Consider the following 23,856-nt stretch of genomic DNA (forward strand, 5'->3'; position numbering starts at 1 on the left):
TCCTTACAGCTGCACGCCGGAGAAGGACATGAAGCCCAGCGACATCAGACCGATGGTGATGAAGGTGATGCCCAGACCCTGCAGGCCAGCCGGTACATCGCTGTACTTGAGTTTCTCGCGAATACCCGCCAGCGCGGCGATCGCCAGTGCCCAGGACAGACCCGAACCAAAGCCGTAGACGGTACTCTCGGCCAGGTTGTAGTCGCGCTCGACCATGAACAGGGTGCCGCCCATGATGGCGCAGTTCACGGTGATCAACGGCAGGAACACGCCCAGCGCGTTGTAGAGCGCAGGTACGTATTTATCCAGCAGCATCTCGAGGATCTGCACGATGGCAGCGATGACGCCAATGTAGCTGAGCAGGCCAAGGAAGCTGAGATCAACCTCAGGCAAGCCGGCCCAGGCCAGCGCGCCATCCTTGAGCAGGTAGGTATAGATCAGGTTGTTCGCCGGTACGGTGATGACCTGTACCACGATCACCGCGATGCCCAGACCGATGGCGGTCTCGACCTTCTTGGAGATGGCGATGAAGGTACACATACCGAGGAAGAAGGCCAGCGCCATGTTCTCGACGAACACGGCCTTGGCCAACAGGCTGAGATAATGCTCCATTAGTAGGCCTCCTTGCTGGATACCTGAGGCGCCATCTTGTAGGCATTGACCTCGACCTGATCCTTCTTCCAGCTACGGATGGCCCAGATGAACAGACCGATCAGGAAGAACGCCGAAGGCGGCAGCAGCAGCATGCCGTTGGGCTGATACCAGCCACCATCGTTGACCACCGAGAAGACCTCGTAGCCCATCAGTTTGCCCGCACCGAACAACTCACGAATGATGCCCAGGGCAATCAGCATGGCGCTGTAGCCCAGACCGTTACCGATGCCGTCGAAGAACGACAGCACGGGCGGGTTCTGCATGGCAAAGGCTTCGGCACGGCCCATCACGATGCAGTTGGTGATGATCAGACCGACGAACACCGACAACTGCTTGGACAGACTGAAGGCGTAGGCCTTGAGCACCTGATCGACCACGATCACCAGCGAGGCGATGATCACCATCTGCACGATCATGCGGATCGAGCCTGGGATCTGGCTGCGAATCATCGAGATGAACAGGTTGGAGAACCCGGTCACCAGCGTCAGCGCGGCGGACATCACCAGCGCGGTCTGCAGGTTCGAGGTCACCGCCAGGGCCGAACAGATCCCGAGGATCTGCAGGCCAATGGGGTTGTTGTTGAAGATCGGGTTGAGCAGGACTTCTTTAATAGTCGGCTGCGACATGATCAAGCCTCCCCTGCACGCAGGTTAGCGATAAACGGACCGAAGCCGTTCTGGCCAAGCCAGAACTTCAGCAGCTTGTCCACACCGACGCTGGTCAGGGTGGCGCCGGCCAGGCCGTCGACTTGGTGAGTAGCGTTCGGGCTTTGCGGATCGACACCGCCCTTGACGATCTGAACGGCGAGCTTGCCGTCTTCGTCGTACAGGGTCTTGCCGGGCCATTGGCCTTTCCATTTCGGATTGTCCACCTCGCCGCCGAGACCGGGGGTCTCGCCATGCTGGTAGAAGCCCATGCCCACGACAGTGTTCAGATCCCCTTTCACCGCGATGAAGCCGTGCAGGGTCGACCACAGGCCATAGCCACGCACCGGAAGAATCAGGGTTTCCATTTCCCCGTCCTTCTCCACCAGGTAAACGGTGGTGTAACGCTCTTGGCGTTTGATCCCGGCGATATCTTCGCTGCCCTTCAGAGCCTCGGAGGTTTTCGGGTCCTTCGCGGCCTTGAGGGGATCGAAGGTGATCGGATCGAACTTGTCGGAGAACTTGCCGGTTTCCAGATCTACCAGCTTGGCGGTGATGGTGGTGTCGAACAGTTCCTTGACCTTGGCACCGGACATGCCGGCCTCACCCAGGCCAGCAATGGCCAGGATGCTGCGCTGCTTGTCCAGCAGACGGTTTTCAACCTGAGTCGGTTTCAGCGCCACGGCAGCGCCGGCGACGAACACCGAACACACCAGACACACCAGCACCGCCACCGTCAGCGTGCGGACGGTGGATTCTTTTTGACTAGACATTGCGTGCCAGCCTCCGCTTGATATTGGCTTGAACGACAAAGTGGTCGATCAGCGGTGCAAACAGGTTGGCGAGCAGGATCGCCAGCATCATGCCCTCGGGGAAGGCCGGGTTGACCACACGGATCAACACCACCATCACGCCGATAAGAGCACCAAAGATCCACTTGCCGGTGTTGGTCATGGAGGCCGACACCGGGTCGGTGGCCATGAAGAACATGCCGAAGGCGAAACCGCCCACAACCAGATGCCAGTACCAGGGCATGGCGAACATCGGGTTGGTGGTGGAGCCGATCAGGTTGAGCAACAGGCTCAGGCCGATCATGCCCAGCATCACGCCGACGACAATGCGCCAGGAAGCAATGCGAGTCAGCAACAGGACCAGACCACCGATGGCGATGGCCAGCGTGCTGGTCTCACCCATCGAGCCGTGAATGGTGCCGACGAAGGCGTCCATCCAGGTAATGCCGTTGTTGATCACGTTCTCGATGCCGCCGGAAGCAGCCAGGCTCAACGAGGTAGCGCCAGCGAAGCCATCGACCGCGGTCCAGACCGCGTCACCCGACATCTGCGCCGGATAGGCGAAGAACAGGAATGCGCGGCCGGTCAGGGCCGGGTTGAGGAAGTTCTTGCCGGTACCACCGAACACTTCCTTGCCGATCACCACGCCGAAGCTGATGCCCAGGGCGACCTGCCAGAGCGGAATGCTCGGCGGCAGAATCAGGGCGAACAGCACGGAAGTGACGAAGAAGCCTTCGTTGACTTCATGCTTGCGGATCGAGGCGAACAGTACTTCCCAGAAGCCGCCGACGATGAAGGTCACCGCGTAGACAGGCAGGAAATAAGCCGCGCCCTGAATGAAGTTGTCCCACAGGCTATTCGGGTCGAAACCGGCCAGCGAGCCGATCAGGGCGAAGCGCCAGCCTTCCTGGCTCGCCAGCAGCTCGGGGCTCTGAGCGAAGATCAGGTTGGCCTGATAGCCGGTGTTCCACATGCCGAAGAACATCGCCGGGAAGGTGCACAGCCACACGGTGATCATCATGCGCTTGAGGTCGATGCCATCACGCACGTGAGCAGTGGTCTTGGTCACGCTGCCAGGACGATAGAAGAAGGTGTCGATGGCCTCGTAGAGGGCATACCACTTCTCGTACTTGCCGCCCTTTTCGAAGTTGTGCTCGATCTTGTCGAGGAATGCACGAATGCCCACGGATTAACCCTCCTTCTCGATGCGGGTGAGGTTGTCCCGCAGGATCGGGCCATATTCATACTTGCCGGCACACACGTAGGTGCACAGCGCAAGATCTTCTTCGTCGAGCTCCAGGCAACCCAGTTTCTGAGCCATCTCGGTGTCGCCAACGATCAGATAGCGCAGCAGTTGAGTCGGCAGGATATCCAGCGGCATCACGGCTTCGTAGTTGCCCACCGGCACCATGGCACGCGGGCTGCCGTTGGTGGTGGTGGTGAAGTTGAACAGCTTGGCGCTGGCCAGCTTGGAGACGAACACGTTCAGTACCGAGTGCTTGTTAACCCCGGCACGCAGGTAATGCATCATCTCGCGGTCATTGCCTTCCACCAGGCAGGACACCTGGTTGTGGTAACGACCGAGGAAGGCGAAGGCACCCTGAGCGGTACGACCGCCGAACACCGAGCCGGAAATCACACGATTGAAACCTGGTTTGAGCTCACCAGCGGTGAGTTCTTCCAGGTTGGCGCCCAGGCGGGTGCGCAGCAGACGCGGCTGTTCGGCAACCGGGCCGCCGAGTGCTACCACGCGCTCGACGAACAGCTGGCCAGTGGTGAACAGCTTGCCCACCGCGATCACGTCTTGATAACCGATCTGCCAGACACTCTTGCTGGTGCTGACCGGGTCGAGGAAGTGGATGTGAGTCCCCGGCAGACCTGCCGGGTGTGGGCCAGCAAAGGCTTCGCTCTGTACCTTGGCCAGTTTCTCGCCAGGCAGATTGGCGCCGTCGGCCTTGCACAGGAAGATCTTGGCCAGGTTACCGAGAACCTTGAGGCCATTTTCGAAATCAGCGGCATATTCACCGATGATCACAGCAGGATCGGCGGCGAGCGGATGCGTGTCGACTGCGGTCACGAAGATCGAACTCGGTACGGCATCGAGCGCCGGCACCTTGCTGAACGGACGGGTACGCAGAGCGGTCCAAAGGCCGGACTGCTGCAGGTTTTCGCGAACCTGTTCGTCAGTCAGCGAATCCAGCTGGTCGGCAGCATATTGAGCGAAGGTCTCCTGCTCGTCGCCATCAATGTCGATGACCACGGACTGCAGAACACGCTTTTCACCACGATGGATGGCGCTGATCACGCCACCAGCGGGAGCGGTATAGCGCACGCCGGGTGTCTTCTTGTCGGTAAACAGCAATTGACCGAGCTTGACCCGGTCACCGACCTGCACTTCCATCGTCGGCTTCATCCCGTGATAGTCGAAGCCGATGACGGCGACACTACGTACGGGCCTGGCGGCCTCGATACGCTGTGCCGGCGCACCCGTTATGGGCAAATCAAGCCCATGCTTTAGTTTGATCATAGGTTTGCCTAACCACTGATTTAGAAAGCTTTTTATAGGACAGGCGGCGCTACCGAAGGTCTAATAGACCCGACCACGCCAATACGATATGGGCGTGGAGGAAGGCGCCAAACCTGGGTAAAAAATCCGCTTGATTATAAAGACGCCCCCCGGCACTGACCACCCAAGCGCTTGCTTTTTTTGGCCTTTCGGTAACAGGGCGCAACAAACTCGATACTGCTCGAGATCAACTCGACAACTTCGCCAGGCCAGATTTCAGGCATAAAAAAACGGGAGCCGAAGCTCCCGTTTTTTGACCCTGACGCTTAACGCGGGAAGGCTGGCGGATTGACCCCGGCCATGTCTTCCATCACGCGCACCACCTGGCAGCTGTAACCGAACTCGTTGTCGTACCAGACGTACAGTACAACGCGGTTATCGTTGGCGATGGTGGCTTCGGCATCCACTACACCGGCGTGACGCGAGCCGACGAAGTCGGTCGATACCACTTCCTGCGAGCTGACGAAGTCGATCTGCTTCTGCAGATCCGAGTGCATGGCCATCTGGCGCAGGTACTCGTTAATTTCTTCGCGCGTGGTGGCCTTCTCCAGGTTCAGGTTGAGAATGGCCATGGACACGTTCGGCGTCGGCACGCGAATGGCATTGCCGGTCAGCTTGCCCTTGAGCACTGGCAGCGCCTTGGCAGCAGCGGTGGCGGCACCGGTCTCGGTGATGACCATGTTCAGCGCGGCGCTACGACCACGACGACTGCCTTTATGGAAGTTGTCGATCAGGTTCTGGTCGTTGGTGTAGGAGTGAACGGTCTCAACGTGACCGTTGACGATGCCGTACTGATCATTGACCGCCTTGAGCACCGGCACGATGGCGTTGGTGGTGCAGGACGCAGCGGAGATGATCTTGTCCTCAGCGGTGATTTCGCTGTGGTTGATGCCGTGCACGATATTCTTCAGCGCGCCCTTGCCAGGCGCGGTGAGCACGACACGATCGACGCCAGGGCAAGCCAGGTGCTGACCCAGACCCTCGGCATCACGCCACACACCGGTATTATCCACCAGCAGCGCGTTCTTGATGCCGTACTGGGTGTAGTCGACTTCTTTCGGGTCCTTGGCGTAGATCACCTGGATCAGGTTGCCGTTGGCCGTCAGGGTGCTGTTCTCTTCATCGATGGTGATGGTGCCGTTGAACTTGCCATGCACCGAGTCACGACGCAGCAGGCTGGCACGCTTGACCAGATCGTTGCTGGCACCCTTGCGCACGACGATGGCGCGCAGACGCAGGCCATCACCACCACCGGTCTTCTCGATCAGGATGCGCGCCAGCAGGCGGCCGATACGACCGAAGCCATAGAGCACAACGTCGGTACCTTCACGACCGGCGCCGTTCTGCTTGCCGACCACATCGGCCAGCTCGTCCTTGACGAACTGCTCGACGCCACGGCCAGCGCCTTCGGCCTTGAACTTGGCAACCAGCTTGCCCAGATCCACCGAAGCGGCGCCCAGCTTGAGCTCGCTCATGGCCTTGAGCATGGGGAAGGTGTCGTGCACCGACAGCTCGGCTTCTTCAGCCAGGCGGTGACGGGCAAAACGGTGAGCCTTGAGGATGTCGATGACCGAACGATTGATCAGGCCACGGCCGTAGATCGAGGTCACCACATTGTTGTTGCGATAGAGCTGACCAATCAGCGGAATCATCGCTTCCGCGAGGGCTTCACGATCGATCCATTCACCGAGACACTGGTCGGGCTTCTGAGTCACGGGCAGTACCTTCCACATGTAGGGGCTGAAAAAAGGGGCTACATTATGACGGTGCGCGCGAGCATGAGCAATGCGCGCCTGTCGCGACTGACATTGACCAGCAAGCCCCGCTACAATTCCCGGCCTTTCGTCACGACCGTGAGCCGCCCGTGTCCGTACTGCGTCTTCCGTCTCTACCGGCCAGCGCCGGCAAACAACAGTGGGGCAACCTGCCCGGGGCCGCCCTGTCCCTGACCATCGCAGAAGCGGCCAGCGACGCTGGACGCTTCACCCTGGTGCTCACCGAAGGCAGCCAGAGCGCCGAGCGGCTACAGGAAGAGCTGGCGTTCTTCGCCCCCGACCTGCCAGTGCTGCACTTCCCCGACTGGGAAACCCTGCCCTACGATGTGTTTTCGCCGCACCAGGACATCATTTCGCAGCGTATCGCAGCGCTCTATCGTCTACCGCAGCTGAGCCGCGGCATCCTCGTAGTGCCGATCACCACAGCCCTACACCGCCTCGCACCGAAGCGCTTCCTGCTGGGCAGCAGCCTGGTGCTGGATGTCGGCCAGAAACTCGATGTGGAGCAGACGCGCACGCGACTGGAGGCGGCCGGCTACCGCTGCGTGGATACGGTGTACGAGCATGGCGAGTTCGCTGTGCGCGGCGCATTGATCGATCTGTTCCCGATGGGCAGCGACACGCCCTACCGTATCGACCTGTTCGACGACGAAATCGAAACCCTGCGCACCTTCGACCCCGAAACCCAGCGCTCGGTGGACAAGGTCGAGTCGATCCGCCTGCTGCCAGCGCGTGAGTTTCCGCTGGAAAAGAAAGCCGTCACCGATTTCCGCGGGCGCTTTCGCGAGCGCTTCGACGTGGATTTCCGTCGCTGCCCGATCTATCAGGACCTTTCCACCGGCATCACCCCAGCTGGCATCGAGTACTACCTGCCGCTGTTCTTCGAAGAGACGGACACCCTGTTCGACTACCTGCCGGGCGACACCCAGGTATTTTCCCTACCCGGTATCGAAAAAGCCGCCGAGCAATTTTGGACAGATGCGCGTAGCCGCTATGAGGATCGCCGAGTCGATCCAGAGCGACCATTGCTACCGCCTGCCGACATCTTCCTGCCGGTGGAGGACTGTTTCGCCCGCTTGAAGAGCTGGCCGCGGGTGGTGGTCAATCAGGACGATATCGAGCCTGGCGTCGGCCAGACCCGCTTCGACGCCCGCGCCCTGCCCGACCTGGCGATCCAGGCCAAGGCCGGCGAGCCGCTGGCAGCGCTGCGCCGCTTTATCGAAGAATATCCAGGCCGTGTGCTGTTCTGCGCCGAATCGGCCGGGCGCCGCGAAGTGCTGCTGGAGCTGCTCGCTCGCCTCAAGCTCAAGCCCAATGAAGTCGAGGGCTGGCCAGCCTTCGTCGCCAGCAGCGAGCGCCTGAACATCTGCATCGCACCATTGGACGAAGGGCTGCTGCTCAACGACCTGGCGCTGATCGCCGAGAGCCCGCTGTTCGGCCAGCGCGTCATGCAGCGCCGGCGCCGCGAGAAAGGCCGCGAAGGCGGCGACAACGTGATCAAGAACCTCACCGAGCTGCGCGAAGGCGCACCGGTGGTGCATATCGATCACGGCGTCGGCCGCTACCTGGGCCTGGTGACCATGGAGTTCGATGGCCAGGCCGCCGAATTCCTCGCCCTGCAGTACGCCGACGAAGCCAAACTCTACGTGCCCGTGGCAAGCCTGCACCTGATTGCCCGCTACACCGGCAGTGACGATGCTCTTGCGCCGCTGCACCGCCTCGGCTCGGAAGTCTGGCAGAAGGCCAAGCGCAAGGCCGCCGAGCAGGTGCGTGATGTTGCCGCCGAGCTGCTCGATATCTACGCCCGCCGCGCCGCCCGCGAAGGCGTCGCCTTCCAGGACCCGGCGCAGGATTACGCCACCTTCAGCGCCGGTTTCCCCTTCGAGGAAACCCCGGACCAGCAGGCCGCCATCGACGCCGTGCGCAGCGACATGCTGGCCGGCAAGCCGATGGATCGCCTGGTTTGTGGCGACGTCGGCTTCGGCAAGACCGAAGTGGCCATGCGCGCCGCCTTCATCGCCGTACACAGCGGCAAGCAGGTCGCCGTGCTGGTGCCCACCACCCTGCTCGCCCAGCAGCACTACAACAGCTTCCGCGACCGCTTCGCCGATTGGCCGGTAAAGGTCGAGGTGATGAGCCGCTTCAAGAGCGCCAAGGAAGTCGGCGACGCCGTGCAGCAACTGGCCGAAGGCAAGGTGGATATCGTCATCGGCACGCACAAGTTGCTGCAGGATGACGTCAAGTTCCAAAACCTCGGCTTGGCCATCATCGACGAGGAACACCGCTTCGGCGTACGCCAGAAGGAGCAGCTCAAGGCCCTGCGCAGCGAGGTGGATATTCTCACCCTGACCGCCACGCCCATCCCGCGCACCCTGAACATGGCCGTGGCAGGCATGCGCGACCTGTCGATCATCGCCACCCCGCCGGCGCGGCGCCTGTCAGTGCGCACCTTCGTCATGGAGGCCAACAAGCCGACCATCAAGGAAGCGCTGCTGCGCGAACTGCTGCGCGGCGGCCAGGTGTACTACCTGCACAACGACGTGAAGACCATCGAGAAATGCGCCGCTGACCTCGCCGAGCTGGTGCCCGAAGCACGTATCGGTATCGGCCATGGACAGATGCGCGAACGCGATCTCGAACAAGTGATGAGCGACTTCTACCACAAGCGCTTCAACGTGCTGGTGGCCTCGACCATCATCGAGACCGGCATCGACGTGCCCAGCGCCAACACCATCATCATCGACCGCGCCGACAAGTTCGGTCTGGCCCAGCTGCACCAGCTGCGTGGCCGTGTCGGCCGTAGCCACCACCAGGCCTACGCCTATCTACTGACGCCCCCACGTAAACAGATGACCACAGACGCCGAGAAACGCCTGGAGGCCATCGCCAACGCCCAGGATCTCGGCGCGGGCTTCGTCCTGGCCACCCACGACCTGGAAATCCGCGGCGCCGGCGAACTGCTCGGCGACGGCCAGAGCGGACAGATTCAGGCCGTCGGCTTCACCTTGTACATGGAAATGCTCGAACGCGCGGTCAAGGCCATCCAGAAAGGCGAGCAGCCGAACCTCGACCAGCCACTGGGCGGGGGCCCGGAGATCAACCTGCGCGTACCAGCGCTGATCCCCGAAGACTACCTGCCCGACGTGCACGCCCGCCTGATTCTCTACAAGCGCATCGCCAACGCCAGCGACGAGGATGGCCTTAAGGAGCTGCAGGTGGAGATGATCGACCGCTTTGGCCTGTTGCCGGAACCAACCAAGAATCTGATGCGCCTGACCCTGCTCAAGCTGCAGGCAGAGAAGCTGGGTATTACCAAGGTCGACGCCGGACCACAGGGCGGCCGCATCGAATTCGCTGCAGAGACCTGCGTCGACCCGCTGACGCTGATCAAGCTGATCCAGGCCCAACCGAAACGCTACAAGTTCGAAGGCGCCACCGTCTTCAAGATCCAGGTGCCCATGGAGCGCGCGGAAGAGCGCTTCAACACCCTGGAAGCCCTGCTCGAGCGCCTCGCGCCCACCACCTGAAGGACTCCTACATGCGCCCATTGCACCTGATCGCCCTGCTGCTCTGCCTGCTCGCCCCGAGCGCCTTCGCCGAACGTCTGTATCAGGTGGAACTGCTGGTATTCCGCCAGGCCGGTGACACGGTGATCGCGCCGAAGATCGCCCCCGACGACTGGGCCGGCACCGCCCTGCCGATCGCCGGCAGCGAGCGCCCCACCAGCCTCGACAGCGAAGCAGCCAAGCTCAACTCGGGTAATGGCTATCAGGTTCTGCTGCACAAGGCCTGGAGTCAGACGCTGAGCAACTCGCCCAGCCGCGTAGCCGTCAACAGCGGCGAGGCGCACCTCGGCCACTACCCGGTCGAAGGCACCCTCGCCTTCACCCAGGATCGCTTCGCCGATCTGGACCTGGAACTGTGGATCAACCGCTTCAGTGCCGACGGCCTGCTGGAAAGCAGCGAACACATGAAAGTCGCCCAGCGCCTGAAGGACAACAGCTTGACCTACCTCGATCACGGCAGCCTCGGCGCCCTGGTGCGCATCAGCCCGCTGTAAGGGGAGGTAACGAAAAGGGCCGCTAAGCGGCCCTTTTCATTTGCTTAGAGAAGCTAGTCACTCAGCACTCGCGCCAATACCGCCTTGATCGTGCCCATGCCCTGCTCCAGCACCCGTTCGATTTCGCCCATGGTGATCAGGCCACTGGTCTTGCCCGCAGCAGGATTCACCACCAGCGCCAGACAGGCATAAGGCAACGCCAGCTCACGCGCCAGTGCAGCCTCGGGCATTGCGGTCATGCCGACCAGATCACAGCCGTCACGCTCCATCCGCACGATCTCCGCCGCCGTTTCCAGGCGCGGCCCCTGCGTGCAGCCGTACACGCCATGGCTGCTGAATGCAGCACCTTCAGCGGTCAACGCCGCGATCAGGCGCTCGCGCAATGCCGCATCGTAGGGGTAACTGAAATCCACGTGCGTCACGTGATCCAGCTCACCCTCGAAAAAGGTGTGCGCACGACCGGCCGTGTAATCGATGAGCTGATGCGGCACGCAAAAATGTCCCGCCCCCATCGCCGCATGAATGCCACCCACAGCATTGACCGCAACAATCTCGCGCGCCCCTGCATGCTTCAACGCCCACAGGTTGGCGCGGTAGTTGATCTGATGCGGAGCAATCCGATGCGGTTGGCCGTGACGCGCCAGAAACAACACCTCGCGCCCGCCGTACTCGCCACGCAGGATATCGGCCGAGGGCGTGCCGTAGGGCGTATCCAGTGTCATCGCCTGACGAATCACCAGGCCTTCGAGCTGCGTCAGGCCGGTACCACCGATGATTGCATAAACGGTCATGTTGAGCCCTCAGTCGAGCAGATGCGCCGCTCTGAGCGCAGCCACCGCCGCAGACCAACGCGGCGCCTGACGATAATCGGTGCACGCGTGGCCGCGCCCACACATGCGCTGCAGTCGCTCGGCCGGGGTGACCTGCAAGCGCTGCAATGCGCTGAGGGCCAGTTCCGCCGAGCCCCGATCATTGCACACCAGGCCCATGTCACAGCCAGCAGCGAGCGCCGCCTCGATACGCTTGCCGGCATCGCCAACCACGTGTGCACCGGCCATGGACAGGTCGTCACTGAAGATCACGCCGTCGAAGCCCAGCTCGCCGCGCAGGATGTCCTGCAGCCAGCGACGAGAAAAACCCGCCGGCTGCTCATCGACCTGCGGATAGATAACATGCGCCGGCATCACCGCATCCAGCTCGCCAGCCAGACGCTTGAACGGCTGCATGTCACAGGCGCGAATCTCATCGAGGCTGCGCTCATCGACCGGAATGGCCACGTGAGAGTCCGCCTCGGCCCAGCCATGCCCAGGGAAGTGCTTGCCGGTCGCTGCCATACCTGCCTGATGCATGCCGCGGATGAACGCAGCAGCCAGCGTGGTTGCGCGCTGCGGGTCGCCCTCGAAAGCGCGACTGCCGACCACCGCACTGCGCTGATGGTCGAGATCGAGGACCGGAGCGAAGCTGAGATCCAGCCCGACGGCCAGCACCTCGGTCGCCATCAGCCAGCCGCAATGCTCGGCAAGCACTTCGGCATTATCGTTGTCGGCGATCGCACGCATCGCCGGCAGACGCAGAAATCCCTGGCGCAGACGCTGCACCCGGCCGCCCTCCTGGTCCACGGCCAGCAGCAGGTCCGGGCGCACGGCACGAATGCTCTGACACAACTCGCGCACCTGGCGTGGCGATTCGATGTTGCGGGCGAAAATGATCAAGCCACCCACCTCGGGCTGGCGCAGCATCTGGCGATCCTCGGCGGTCAGCCAGGTGCCGGCGATGTCCATCATCAAAGAGCCTTGCATAAACCTATTCCTTACGTGAAATCTTGGCCTGTGCTCCACTGCGGGCAGGCCGCTTCGTCGATACGCACCCTGCAGTGCGGCGGCACGCGATCAAAAAGCGCCAGCATGTCGGCGTTGCGCAAACGGATACAGCCATGGGACAACGGCTCGCCCATGGGTTCCGTGTCCGGGGTGCCGTGAAGATAGATGTAGCGACGGAAGGTATCCACTTCTCCCATGCGGTTACGCCCCGGTTCGAGACCGCTTAACCAGAGAATGCGGGTGAGAATCCAGTCACGCTCGGGAAACTGCTCGTGCAACTGCGACGACCACACTTCGCCCGTCCAACGACGGCCGCGCAGCACGGCTGCCAATGGCAAACCGGCGCCGACCTTTACGCGAACCTGATGCAACCCTCGCGGCGTACAGCCCGAGCCATTGCGCTCGCCCGCGCCGTTACGTGCAGTGGATACGGACAAGCGCACTACCAGTTGCCCGTCACTAAAGCCATAGAGCAACTGGTCGGCAATGGAGATGTGGAGTAAATCGAGATCGGGCATGGGCCGCTAGCTTAGCCGAAGGGCGAAGCCAAGCCCAACTGCTGAGCTGTCAGACCTTGGGCGCGGCGCTCGGCGTCTTGCTACGCGGCTTGAGCTGCGCACTGGCCAACGCCGGATCGTTGATCCCGGTTTCCGAGCGCATACCCGCAGCCAGGAACGGCACCATCATGCGCATCACCTGCTCGATCGAGGTATTGACCCCGAAGTCGGTTTCGGACATCGCACGCAAGGCTTTGATGCCCGACATGCTGAACGCGGCAGCGCCAAGCATGAAGTGCACGCGCCAGAACAGCTCAAGCGGGGGAATACGCGGTGCGGCGTCATGCACCAGCAGCATGTAGCGGCGGAATACCTTGCCGTACACCTCTTCGAGGTACTTACGCAGGTGCCCCTGACTCTGACTGAAGGCCAGGCCCAGCAGACGCATGAAGATGGACAGGTCGTTGCCACTGCGCGGCTTCACCGCCAGCGCCTGCTCGACCAGCAGTTCGAGCAACTCTTCCAGGGAAACCTGAGTGTCGGACTTGGCCTGACGGCGATCGAGTTCTTTTTCCAGGCTGGCACAGAAAGGCCCGAGGAAGCGCGAGAAGACCGCTTGAATCAGCGCCTTCTTCGAACCGAAGTGATAATTGACGGCAGCCAGGTTGACCCCAGCCTTACTGGTGATCAGCCGCAATGAAGTTTCGGCGAAGCCTTTTTCCGCGAACAGCTGTTCCGCAGCATCGAGAATGCGTTCAACGGTTTCCGACTGAGCCATGAGCTATCACCTGACAAACACTTGTTTGAAACATACGTTTCATCCCACTGAATTGTCAAGCCGCATGAGCCGTCTTTTGGCCGGCTGGTCACAGCTTACAACAAGCAGAGACGCAGATTACTCGGCATGGGTAACAAGCCGGGCGACAGGCATCTGCAAAATGGGCGTTGCCAAGAGTCGCTTACTGTATATAATCCCAGTCACTGTATAAAAAGACAGAGCCCAGCCATGCTGAAACTGACGCCACGCCAAGCCGAGATTCTCGCCTTCATCAAACGCTGCCTGGAAGACAACGGCTACCCACCCACCCGTGCGGAAATCGCTCAGGAACTGGGGTTCAAATCACCCAATGCAGCAGAAGAGCACCTCAAGGCCCTCGCACGCAAGGGGGCCATCGAAATGACCCCAGGCGCTTCGCGCGGCATTCGCATTCCTGGCTTCGAGGCAGGCGCGGCGAACGAGGACGAAGGCCTTCCAGTCATTGGCCGCGTTGCTGCCGGCGCACCGATCCTCGCCCAGCAACATGTCGAGGAATCCTGCCAGATCAACCCCGCGTTCTTTCAACCCAAAGCCGACTACCTGCTGCGTGTGCGCGGCATGAGCATGAAGGATATCGGCATTTTCGATGGCGATCTGCTCGCCGTGCACACCACCCGTGAAGCCCGTAACGGCCAGATCGTCGTCGCCCGTATCGACGATGAAGTGACGGTCAAACGCTTCAAGCGCGAGGGCAACAAGGTCTGGCTGATTGCCGAGAACCCCGAGTTCGCCCCGATCGAAGTGGACCTGGAAAACCAGGATCTGGTCATCGAAGGTTTGAGCGTCGGTGTAATCCGCCGCTGAGGAGACACCATGTACGTGCAGCAGTCGTTCGAGCGCCCACAACTTCCCCTTTTTGACGCGTTCCTTGGCCGAACGCCGAATGAGCCACTGGTCGCAGCCCATGACATCTCTCGCAGTGAGGATGATCAGGCGTTTAGCGAATTGGCTCTACGTGGCGCTGCTGGGCACTGCCTGCACTTACTGGCGCCGATTCTGCGAGAGCTGAGCCAGAATCAGGACGCACGCTGGCTGACCTTGGTAGCGCCGCCGGCAAGCCTCACGCAAAGCTGGCTGCGCGATGCAGGGCTGAACCGTGAACGAATCCTGCTGCTGCATCCGCGACAAGGGCAGAATGCCCTGGAATTGGCCGAAGAAGCTCTCAAGCTGGGTCGCAGCCATACCGTGATCAGTTGGTTGCATCCGGTCGAGAGCAGCACTCGCCAGCGCCTTGCACAGGCGGCCAACACTGGTGGCGCGCAGAGCCTGAACATCAGCCTGGGTTAGCTGACCACGACTTCGCTTGCGGAAATGAAAACGGGGCTCCAATGGAGCCCCGTTTTTCGTTGAGACGCAGTAACTCAGTGGAGAACGCGCGAGCCTTCTTCTTCACCACTGAAATCACCCTCAGCCATTCGACCAGCCATCTGCACGCCAACATTGAGCATGGCCTTGGCCACCTCGATGTGTTGCCCCTGCAGGAAAGCCTTGGCATCAGCGGAGAAATCCAGGGTCACCAACGCCTCTTCATCCTCTGCGCGACGCAGGGCAATGCGCCCATCGGGCAGTTCGACGATTTCCAGAAAGGATGTAGGCATGGCTCAGTCTCTGTGCAAAAACACGACATTGTAACAGCCAGCCGGGATCACCCCCAGCCCACTGGTCCAGTTAAACCCAATCAGCACTCGCTCAGGCCTTCGCGGAAACGCAGCACCAGCGCCTTGAGCTGCTGCCGCCAGGCATCGACATCATCGATGCTCAGCTCGGCCGGCTCCTCGCCAACACTGACGGCGGTGATCAACGGCATGGACGGATCGACCTTGGCCTTGCGCTCCTCACGCGGCGGCTGGAACAAGCCAGCATAGGCCGCCAGCAGTTCGGCCAGCCAGGTTTCGCGTTGCTGGGCCAACTCCACCAACTCGGCCAGCTCGGGGCTGGGCGCCCCTTCGAGTACGGCCTGCTGCACGAACGCCTCGACACGCGAAGGCGCGGCGTCGTTCATGCGGTAGTAACCGGCGATCTCATGACACACCCCAAGAAGCCCACCGTACAGGTGAAACAGCGCAGCTTCTCGCTCGGCCTGCACCAGCGCCTGCATGTTGAACGCGGTGGAAGCCTCGGCCTTGCGCCAGTTATCCAGGGCGATACCGGCGAAGAAGATCTTCTGATTGGTGCGGGTATAGATTTCTTTGGCCATTGCGGCGACCTCCACAGCAGATCGGGTCATGATACGCGCGTCGCACCAAGGCAGACGCGCTTCTCGTCAGAGCGCAGAGATCAGCGCTTGTCCTCGACCTTCCATTTGCCGCCATCGAAGAACGCACGCCAGCCGGTCGGTTTGCCATCGACCTCGGACTGCACGTACTGCTCCTTGGTCTTGCGGCTGTAGCGAATCACCGCTGGGCGGCCATCAGGGTCCTTCTGTGGAGCATCGCAAAGGAAGTGGTACTTAGGATCGATCTCATGCTTGTGCGGAACGATTTCCAGCACCAGAGGTGCACGCGTCTCGCGATTCTTGGGGAACTGGCTGGCGGCGAGGAACAGGCCCGATGCACCGTCACGCAGCACGTAGGTGTCATCCACCTTCTCGCACTTGAGCTCGGGCATCTCCACCTTATCCATCTTCGGCGGCGCCGCTTCGCCGTTCTTGAGCAGCTTGCGGGTGTTCTTGCAGCTGGCATTGGTACAACCGAAGAACTTGCCGAAGCGGCCCGTCTTGAGCTGCATCTGACTGCCGCACTTGTCGCACTCCAGGCTTGGCCCTTCGTAGCCCTTGATGCGGTACTGACCCTGCTCGATCTCGTAACCCGTGCAATCGGGGTTGTTGCCACAGATGTGCAGCTTGCGGGTTTCATCCAGCAGATAGGCATCCATGGCCGTGGAGCAGATCGGGCAACGATGCTTGCCAAGCAACACGCGGGACTCGGACTCACCCTCGTCGTCGGCAGCAATCTCGTCGCCCGGCACCAGGTTGATGGTGGCCTTGCAGCGTTCCTTCGGCGGCAGCGCATAGCCGGAGCAACCAAGGAACACGCCGGTGGAGGCAGTGCGGATCATCATCGGCCGGCCGCACTCGCGGCAAGGGATGTCGGTCAGCGTCGGCTGGTTGGCACGCATACCGCCCTCGCCCGCCTCGGCCACTTCGAGCTTCTTCTTGAAGTCACCGTAGAACTCGTCGAGCAGGTGCTTCCACTCGCGCTCACCCTGGGCCACATCGTCGAGATGCTCTTCCATGGTGGCGGTAAAGCTGTAATCCATCAGGTTGGCGAAGCTCTCGTCGAGACGCTCGGTGACGATGTCACCCATCTTCTCGGCATAGAAGCGACGGTTGTGCACCGTGACGTAACCGCGATCCTGAATGGTGGAAATGATCGCTGCATAGGTGGACGGCCGGCCGATACCGCGCTTTTCCAGCTCCTTGACCAGGCTCGCTTCGGAATAGCGCGCCGGCGGCTTGGTGAAGTGCTGGCTGGGGTCGAGCTGGATCAGCTTGAGGCCCTCGCCCTCCTTCATTTCCGGCAGGACGTCGTCCTCGCCCGGCTTGCTCTGCTGCGGCAGCACGCGGGTGTAACCGTCGAACTTGAGAATACGGCCCTTGGCGCGCAGCTCGAAGTTGCCGGCAGCCACGGTGACGCTGGTGGACAGGTACTCGGCCGGCGGCATCTGGCAGGCCACGAACTGACGCCAGATCAGGTCATAAAGGCGCTCGGCATCACGCTCCATGCCGGACAGCTGGGTCGGACGCAAGTTGACGTCGGAGGGACGAATCGCTTCGTGTGCTTCCTGAGCGCCTTCCTTGCTCGAATACAGATTGGGCTTACCCGGCAGGTACTTGTCGCCGTACTCGCTGCCGATGAAGCCACGAACCATCTCCACAGCGTCGTTCGACAGGTTGGTCGAGTCGGTACGCATATAGGTGATGTAACCGGCCTCGTAGAGACGCTGAGCCATCATCATGGTCTTCTTCACGCCGAAGCCCAGACGGTTACTCGCGGCCTGCTGCAGGGTCGACGTGATGAAAGGCGCCGACGGCTTGCTGCTGGTCGGACGATCTTCGCGCTTGACCACGCTGTAGCTGGAAGCCTTGAGCTTCTCCAGGGCCGCCATGGCCTGCGCTTCGTTGACCGGTTTGAAGGCCGAGCCATCTTCACGCACGACTTCGAAGCGCACCTTGGCGTTCTTCGCGGTGCCAAGATCGGCGTGCACTTCCCAGTATTCTTCCGGGACGAAGGCACGGATTTCTTTTTCACGCGCAACGACCAGCTTCACCGCCACCGACTGCACGCGACCGGCAGACAGGCCACGGGCGATCTTGGCCCACAGCAGCGGCGAAACCATGTAGCCCACCACGCGGTCGAGGAAACGCCGTGCCTGCTGGGCGTTGACGCGGTTGATGTCCAGCTCACCAGGCTTGGAGAAGGCTTCCTGAATCGCCTTCTTGGTGATCTCGTTGAACACCACGCGCTTGTAGCGGCTGTCGTCACCACCGATGGACTCGCGCAGGTGCCAAGCGATGGCCTCCCCTTCGCGATCCAAGTCGGTTGCGAGATAGATGGTGTCAGCATCCTTGGCCAGACGGCGCAGCTCTTCGATCACCTTTTCCTTGCCAGGCAGGATCTCGTACTTGGCCTTCCAGCCATGCTCGGGGTCGACACCCATGCGGGTGAACAACTGGCGTTTGGCCTTTTCCTTGGGCGACAGCGCAGGCGCCTCACCGGCAGTAGCCTTGCCACGCTTGGCAGGCTCCTTGGTGGCGCTTGCCGAGCCGCTGGTAGGCAGGTCACGGATGTGGCCGATGCTCGACTTCACCACGTACTGGCTGCCCAGGTACTTGTTGATGGTCTTGGCCTTGGCCGGGGATTCCACGATGACCAGCGATTTGCCCATGGATCAGAAAATTCCTGAATTGCGAAATATAGAAGGCTGGGAGCCATATGAGCCTGCTCACGAGCTCGTGAGCTAGAGTGATACAAGGCAAAAACAAGCGAGGAAGCGGAGTTTACGACTGGTAAATGAGCATTCCGAGCTTGTTTTTAACGCAGTAGCGCCGACGCGCAACAGATCGTGAACAGGTTCTAAGGCCCCGCTATATATAGTGGCGACCGAGCGAAGGTCAAGCGCAGGGGTTGCACAGTCAGGCTTGCGAAGCGCCGATAGGGCTGACTTCGGCCTGAATCAAAGCAAAGCGTGGAACGCGCTTGCCGTCCACCTCGATCTCTTCACAGAACATGCTCAGCGGCCGCACCCACAGGCCAAACTCGCCGTACAGGGCCTGGTAAACCACAACCTCTTCCTCGTTCTCGGAATGGCGCGCCACCCCGAATACGCGGTACTGCGGGCCTTTGTAGTGGCGATAGAGTCCTGGCTGCAACTGCATGAGCGGTTCCCGAAATAAAAAGCCGTAAAAAGCAAAACCGGGGCACTAGGCCCCGGTTTCTGTCCGCTGACGCTTAAACGCGCTCGAAGACGGTGGTGATGCCTTGGCCAAGGCCCACGCACATGGTGGAGACACCAAAGGTGCCGCCGTTCTGTTTCATGACGTTGAGCAGGGTACCGGAGATACGGGCACCGGAACAACCGAAGGGGTGACCCAGGGCGATCGCGCCGCCGTGCAGGTTGACCTTCTCTTCCATCTTGTCGAGCAGCTTCAGATCCTTCAGCACAGGCAGGGCCTGAGCAGCGAAGGCTTCGTTAAGCTCAACGAAGTCGATGTCAGCCATGCTCAGGCCGGCGCGCTTGAGCGCCTTCTGCGTGGACGGCACCGGACCGTAACCCATGATCGCCGGATCGACACCAGCAACGGCCATGGCACGAACCACGGCCATCGGCTGGATGCCCAGGTCCTGGGCGCGCTGGGCGCTCATGACGATCATGCAGGAAGCGCCGTCGGTGATCTGCGAGGAAGTCCCTGCAGTCACGGTGCCGCCTTTCGGGTTGAACGCAGGCTTCAGCGCAGCCAGGCTTTCAAGGGTGGTTTCCGGACGAATGGTTTCGTCGAAATCGAACATCTTCAGGAAACCATTCTCGTCGTAGCCTTGCATCGGGATGATTTCATCCTTGAACTTGCCTTCGACGGTGGCCTTGTGCGCCAGACGGTGCGAACGCTCACCGAAGGCGTCCTGCTGCTCACGGCTGATGCCATGCATCTTGCCCAGCATTTCAGCGGTCAGACCCATCATGCCGGACGCTTTGGCGGCGTACAGCGACAGGTGCGGGTTCGGGTCGACACCGTGCATCATGCCGACGTGGCCCATGTGCTCCACACCACCGACCACGAACACGTCGCCGTTGCCGGTCTGGATCGCCTGCACGGCAGTGTGCAGGGCGCTCATGGACGAACCACACAGGCGGCTGACGGTCTGGCCAGCGCTGGTGTGCGGGATCTGAGTCATCAGCGACGCCATGCGCGCGATGTTCCAGCCCTGCTCCAGGGTCTGGTTGACGCAGCCCCAGATCACGTCCTCGACCTCAGCCGGATCGACCTTGGCATTACGCTCCAGCAGCTTGCTGATCAGGTGCGCGGACATGGTCTCGGCGCGGGTGTTGCGGTGCATGCCGCCCTTGGAACGACCCATCGGGGTACGACCGAAGTCGACGATCACTGCATCTCTAGGATTCAGGCTCATATTTCTACTCTCGCTCTGTTCGCTGCACGGTTAACCGAAGAACTTCTGGCCCTTGGCGGCCATTTCGCGAAGTTTTGCGGTCGGGTGGTACAGGGCGCCCAGCTCGGCATACTTGTCAGCCAGGGCGACGAATTCAGCAACACCGATGGAATCGATGTAGCGCAGCGCACCGCCACGGAAGGGAGGGAAGCCGATACCGTAGATCAGGCCCATGTCGGCCTCGGCTGCGGTGTCGACGATGCCGTCTTCCAGGCAACGAACGGTTTCCATGCACAGCGGGATCATCATGAAATTGATGATGTCCTCGTCGGTGACTTCACGCTCTTCGACCACGATGGACTTGAGCAGCTCGTAAGCAGCCGGGTCAGTGACTTTCTTCGGCTTGCCGCGCTTGTCGGTCTCGTAGGCGTAGAAACCCTTGCCGTTCTTCTGACCCAGGCGATTGGCGTCATACATCACGTCGACGGCAGTCTTGCCTTCCACGGCCATACGGTCCGGGAAGCCTTCAGCCATCACGTCACGGCCATGGTGGCCGGTGTCGATACCAACCACGTCGGAGAGGTAAGCCGGGCCCATGGGCCAGCCGAACTTCTCCATCACCTTGTCGATACGCACGAAGTCGACGCCGAAGCCCAGCAGCTTGGAGAAGCCGCCGAAGTACGGGAACAGCACACGGTTGACCAGGAAGCCCGGGCAGTCGTTGACCACGATCGGGTTCTTGCCCATTTTCTTGGCGTAGGCAACGGTGGTGGCAACGGCCACTTCGCTGGACTTCTCGCCACGGATGACTTCCACCAGCGGCATCATGTGCACCGGGTTGAAGAAGTGCATGCCGACGAAGTTTTCCGGACGCTTGAGCGCCTGGGCTAACAGGCTGATGGAGATGGTCGAGGTGTTGGAGGCCAGGATGGCGTCTTCACGCACCACGCCTTCCACTTCTGCCAGCACGATCTGCTTGACCTTGGGGTTCTCCACCACGGCTTCGACGACGATGTCGACATTGCCGAAATCACCATAGGACATGGTCGGGCGGATGGCGTTGAGGGCTTCAGCCATCTTCGCAGGGGTCATACGGCCCTTCTCGACGCGCTTGCCGAGCAGCTTGGAAGCCTCGTTCAAGCCCATCTGGATACCCTCTTCACGGATATCCTTCATCAGGATCGGCGTACCTTTGGAAGCCGACTGGTAGGCAATGCCACCGCCCATGATGCCGGCGCCGAGTACGGCAGCCAGTTTCACGTCCTGGGCGATTTCGTCGTGGTGCTTGGCTTTCTTTTTCAGCTCCTGATCGTTCAGGAATAGACCGATCAAGCTCTCGGCAACCGAGGTCTTGGCCAGTTTGACGAAACCGGCAGCTTCAACTTCAAGCGCCTTGTCACGGCCGAAGTTGGCGGCTTTCTGAATGGTCTTGATCGCCTCGACCGGAGCCGGGTAGTTCGGGCCGGCCTGGCCAGCAACGAAGCCCTTGGCGGTCTCGAAGCACATCATCTGCTCGATGGCGTTGAGCTTGAGCTTTTCCAGCTTGGGCTGGCGCTTGGCCTTGTAGTCCAGCTCACCGGAGATGGCGCGCTTGACCAGATCCAGAGCGGCGGCCTGCAGCTTGTCTGCACTGACCACAGCATCGACGGCGCCCACTTTCAGGGCGTCTTCGGCGCGGTTTTCCTTGCCCGATGCGATCCACTCGACGGCGTTGTCGGTACCGATCACGCGTGGCAGACGCACGGTGCCGCCGAAGCCTGGGTAGATGCCCAGTTTGACTTCTGGCAGGCCGATCTTGGCGCTATCGCTCATGACACGGTAGTCACCGGCCAGGCACATCTCGAAACCGCCACCCAGGGCGATGCCGTTGATGGCGACGACGGTCGGCACGGCGAGGTCTTCGAAATCACTGAAGATCTTGTTGGCTTCCAGGTTGCCAGCCACCAGTTCTTCGTCGGGCAGTTTGAAGTTGTCGACGAATTCGGTGATATCGGCACCGACGATGAACACGTCTTTGCCGCTGGTGACAATCACGCCCTTGATCGAACCGTCAGCCTTGATCGCGTCGACGGAGGCGCGCAGCTCATTGAGGGTAAGACGGTTGAATTTGTTGACGGACTCACCCTTGAGGTCGAACTTCAATTCGACGATGCCGCTCTCAAGAGCCTTAACCGTGATGGCTTTACCTTCGTAAATCATCAACTGATCTCCACGGTATGGAAGCTGAACAGTACACATCGGAGCCAACCGGCAGGCCAGCCTGCGGCAGCGCCGCACGAGCATAGCCCCAATCGGTACGACACACCCACCGACGCGATATTCGGGCTGTAATGGCGCGCCTAACAAGGCAAACGCTCAATTCATACGCCCGTTTGATTTGGGTGTGCACACCTTCAGGGAAAACCCTGCACTTGTCAATTGGCCTCTTTTCGTCGATTTCCCGACGATTTCTGCAGGCCTGGTCATTCGTGGCCTCCAGCCGATTTCGATAAACAGCGTCAATAACGCACTATTGCAAGCGTTTTACTGCTTGATACGGGCACTCCCGGATGCCTAGCCAAATCGCTACGCTCCGGGTACAGTCGTCTCACTTTCAGCTGGCACAGCGCCACCTGAAGGCAATACAAAAACAAATCGAGCCCCACGATGGGCCATATGGAGTCACCAATGTCGAGCCGCCGTTCGCTTGCATTCCCCCTGAGCGCCCTGCTCGTTTTTCTCTTCACGCTGCTCTCCCCTCCCCTGCTCAGCGCCGCACCGGCCGATGATCTGCTGCGCTTGCACCAGTTACGCCTGGCGACGCAAAAAAGCCTGGGCGACTTCTACATGTACAACGGCATGGAAGGTGATCAACGCTACGCGCGGATGATTGGCGAATCCCTGCAGGCAGGCCAATCGCACCTGGACGGCATGGGCGAAATGCCCGGGGATGCGAGCAAGGCGCTGCGCGCGCAGCTGCAAACCAATTGGCAAAGTTACCGCAGCGGGCTCCAGACACTGATGGACGCCATGCGCAGCCAGGGCTTCACTGACCTGCAACCCGTCGCCGATCTGGCCGAGAACAACCAACGCATCATGGCCATTAGTCAGGAGCTGTATCTGAAGATTCAGCAAGAAAGCGGTTTCAGCGTACCGCAGCTGACGCAGAAGAGCCGTGAGCAAAGCCTGCTGATGCAGAATATCGCGCTGGACTATGCTTCACGCAGTGCCTCGGTCGGCGCCAGCTTCTTCGGCGGCGGCGAAGAACGCGCCATCGATGAGCTGGCAGGCGAATTCGCCAGCAAGTTGGACAATCTCAGCACCGCCCAGCAGAACACTCCGGAGATCAGCGCAGCGCTGAACTCCATCGGCACCAAATGGCGTTACATCGAGAAATCCCTGCGCAACTACAACGAAAATACCGTACCTTTCCTGATCAGCAAGTATTCCGACAGCATCATCGAAGGTCTGGAAGGTGTTGCGGCCCAATACGCTGCCTCCCAGCATTGATGCCCCAGATTTCCGGCCTGCCTGGCCCAACTATTGCCCGGTGCTCGCACCGGGCTTTTCTTTGCCTTATTTAACGACCAGTCGCCCTGCCCCACACAATGGGGCCATACTTGATACAGAGCCATTTGCCCCTTTGAG

21 protein-coding genes are annotated in these 23,856 nt (G+C 60.9%); 5 read left to right on the plus strand and 16 right to left on the minus strand.

The genetic code is table 11. From position 1 onward, the window contains the following. Positions 1–3: 3 nt before the first annotated feature. The 6 genes from nqrE to EGJ86_RS16525 form a co-directional block, all read right to left on the minus strand. On the minus strand, positions 4–612 hold the full coding sequence (gene nqrE, locus EGJ86_RS16500; RefSeq protein ID WP_013714786.1) for an NADH:ubiquinone reductase (Na(+)-transporting) subunit E: 609 nt from the start codon (positions 610–612) through the stop codon (positions 4–6). Further along, positions 612–1,286, minus strand: a complete 675-nt coding sequence (locus EGJ86_RS16505; RefSeq protein WP_174447350.1) for an NADH:ubiquinone reductase (Na(+)-transporting) subunit D — start codon at positions 1,284–1,286, stop codon at positions 612–614. Before EGJ86_RS16505 ends, nqrE begins: the two co-directional genes overlap by 1 nt. Next, entirely contained in the window at positions 1,283–2,071 is a 789-nt protein-coding gene (locus tag EGJ86_RS16510; protein WP_125835828.1) for a Na(+)-translocating NADH-quinone reductase subunit C, read from the minus strand. The genes EGJ86_RS16505 and EGJ86_RS16510 overlap by 4 nt, the downstream gene beginning before the upstream one ends. Continuing rightward, complete coding sequence (locus tag EGJ86_RS16515) at positions 2,064–3,275, minus strand: NADH:ubiquinone reductase (Na(+)-transporting) subunit B (RefSeq protein WP_125835829.1); 1,212 nt, start codon at positions 3,273–3,275, stop codon at positions 2,064–2,066. The genes EGJ86_RS16510 and EGJ86_RS16515 overlap by 8 nt, the downstream gene beginning before the upstream one ends. A gap of 3 nt (positions 3,276–3,278) precedes the next feature. Continuing rightward, positions 3,279–4,616, minus strand: a complete 1,338-nt coding sequence (locus EGJ86_RS16520) for a Na(+)-translocating NADH-quinone reductase subunit A (protein ID WP_125835830.1) — start codon at positions 4,614–4,616, stop codon at positions 3,279–3,281. Positions 4,617–4,921: 305 nt separating this feature from the next. After that, positions 4,922–6,388: a glyceraldehyde-3-phosphate dehydrogenase gene (locus EGJ86_RS16525; RefSeq protein ID WP_106734873.1), complete on the minus strand. Its 1,467-nt coding sequence runs from the start codon at positions 6,386–6,388 to the stop codon at positions 4,922–4,924. A 131-nt stretch (positions 6,389–6,519) separates the two neighbouring features. Between EGJ86_RS16525 and mfd the strand changes: the two genes are divergently transcribed. Next, entirely contained in the window at positions 6,520–9,957 is a 3,438-nt protein-coding gene (gene mfd / locus EGJ86_RS16530) for a transcription-repair coupling factor (protein ID WP_125835831.1), read from the plus strand. An 11-nt stretch (positions 9,958–9,968) separates the two neighbouring features. Beyond that, entirely contained in the window at positions 9,969–10,490 is a 522-nt protein-coding gene (locus EGJ86_RS16535) for a CsiV family protein (protein WP_125835832.1), read from the plus strand. A gap of 53 nt (positions 10,491–10,543) precedes the next feature. Here the strand turns inward: EGJ86_RS16535 and EGJ86_RS16540 are convergent, their stop codons facing one another. The 4 genes from EGJ86_RS16540 to EGJ86_RS16555 are packed head-to-tail and all read right to left on the minus strand — an operon-like array spanning position 10,544 to position 13,585. Beyond that, positions 10,544–11,281 carry an S-methyl-5'-thioinosine phosphorylase gene (locus EGJ86_RS16540; protein ID WP_125835833.1) on the minus strand — a complete coding sequence of 246 codons (738 nt, stop codon included), beginning with the start codon at positions 11,279–11,281 and terminating at the stop codon, positions 10,544–10,546. A gap of 9 nt (positions 11,282–11,290) precedes the next feature. Next, positions 11,291–12,289: a beta-N-acetylhexosaminidase gene (nagZ, locus tag EGJ86_RS16545; protein ID WP_125835834.1), complete on the minus strand. Its 999-nt coding sequence runs from the start codon at positions 12,287–12,289 to the stop codon at positions 11,291–11,293. An 11-nt stretch (positions 12,290–12,300) separates the two neighbouring features. After that, positions 12,301–12,828: a L,D-transpeptidase gene (locus EGJ86_RS16550; protein WP_125835835.1), complete on the minus strand. Its 528-nt coding sequence runs from the start codon at positions 12,826–12,828 to the stop codon at positions 12,301–12,303. Positions 12,829–12,877: 49 nt separating this feature from the next. Then, complete coding sequence (locus EGJ86_RS16555; RefSeq protein WP_013714776.1) at positions 12,878–13,585, minus strand: TetR/AcrR family transcriptional regulator; 708 nt, start codon at positions 13,583–13,585, stop codon at positions 12,878–12,880. A 228-nt stretch (positions 13,586–13,813) separates the two neighbouring features. Here EGJ86_RS16555 and lexA point away from each other — a divergent pair, with 228 nt between their 5' ends. Together lexA and sulA are read left to right on the plus strand one after the other, a co-directional pair. Beyond that, the gene (gene lexA, locus EGJ86_RS16560; protein ID WP_099526447.1) at positions 13,814–14,428 is read left to right on the plus strand and encodes a transcriptional repressor LexA; all 615 of its coding nucleotides are present in this window, start codon (positions 13,814–13,816) and stop codon (positions 14,426–14,428) included. A gap of 9 nt (positions 14,429–14,437) precedes the next feature. Then, positions 14,438–14,911, plus strand: a complete 474-nt coding sequence (gene sulA / locus EGJ86_RS16565; protein ID WP_125835836.1) for an SOS-induced cell division inhibitor SulA — start codon at positions 14,438–14,440, stop codon at positions 14,909–14,911. 74 nt (positions 14,912–14,985) lie between these two features. Here sulA and EGJ86_RS16570 read toward each other — a convergent pair whose 3' ends face one another. The 6 genes from EGJ86_RS16570 to fadB all read right to left on the minus strand — a co-directional run bounded on the left by EGJ86_RS16570 (position 14,986) and on the right by fadB (position 22,428). Next, on the minus strand, positions 14,986–15,222 hold the full coding sequence (locus EGJ86_RS16570) for a hypothetical protein (RefSeq protein ID WP_003462072.1): 237 nt from the start codon (positions 15,220–15,222) through the stop codon (positions 14,986–14,988). An 80-nt stretch (positions 15,223–15,302) separates the two neighbouring features. Beyond that, positions 15,303–15,821, minus strand: a complete 519-nt coding sequence (locus EGJ86_RS16575; RefSeq protein ID WP_125835837.1) for a DUF6586 family protein — start codon at positions 15,819–15,821, stop codon at positions 15,303–15,305. Between the two features lie 80 nt (positions 15,822–15,901). Beyond that, entirely contained in the window at positions 15,902–18,511 is a 2,610-nt protein-coding gene (gene topA / locus EGJ86_RS16580; RefSeq protein WP_125835838.1) for a type I DNA topoisomerase, read from the minus strand. Positions 18,512–18,758: 247 nt separating this feature from the next. After that, a complete protein-coding gene (locus tag EGJ86_RS16585; protein ID WP_099526451.1) occupies positions 18,759–19,001 on the minus strand; it encodes a DUF1653 domain-containing protein in 243 nt (80 codons plus the stop codon). Positions 19,002–19,074: 73 nt separating this feature from the next. Next, positions 19,075–20,250: an acetyl-CoA C-acyltransferase FadA gene (fadA, locus tag EGJ86_RS16590; protein ID WP_099526452.1), complete on the minus strand. Its 1,176-nt coding sequence runs from the start codon at positions 20,248–20,250 to the stop codon at positions 19,075–19,077. 30 nt (positions 20,251–20,280) lie between these two features. Further along, entirely contained in the window at positions 20,281–22,428 is a 2,148-nt protein-coding gene (gene fadB / locus EGJ86_RS16595) for a fatty acid oxidation complex subunit alpha FadB (protein ID WP_125835839.1), read from the minus strand. A gap of 468 nt (positions 22,429–22,896) precedes the next feature. On the opposite strand from fadB, the gene EGJ86_RS16600 reads away from it, so the two are divergent. Further along, complete coding sequence (locus tag EGJ86_RS16600; RefSeq protein ID WP_099526454.1) at positions 22,897–23,718, plus strand: hypothetical protein; 822 nt, start codon at positions 22,897–22,899, stop codon at positions 23,716–23,718. Positions 23,719–23,856: the final 138 nt, after the last annotated feature.

This window comes from Pseudomonas sp. o96-267, assembly GCF_003935465.1.
Taxonomy (GTDB): Bacteria; Pseudomonadota; Gammaproteobacteria; order Pseudomonadales; family Pseudomonadaceae; genus Aquipseudomonas; species Aquipseudomonas sediminis.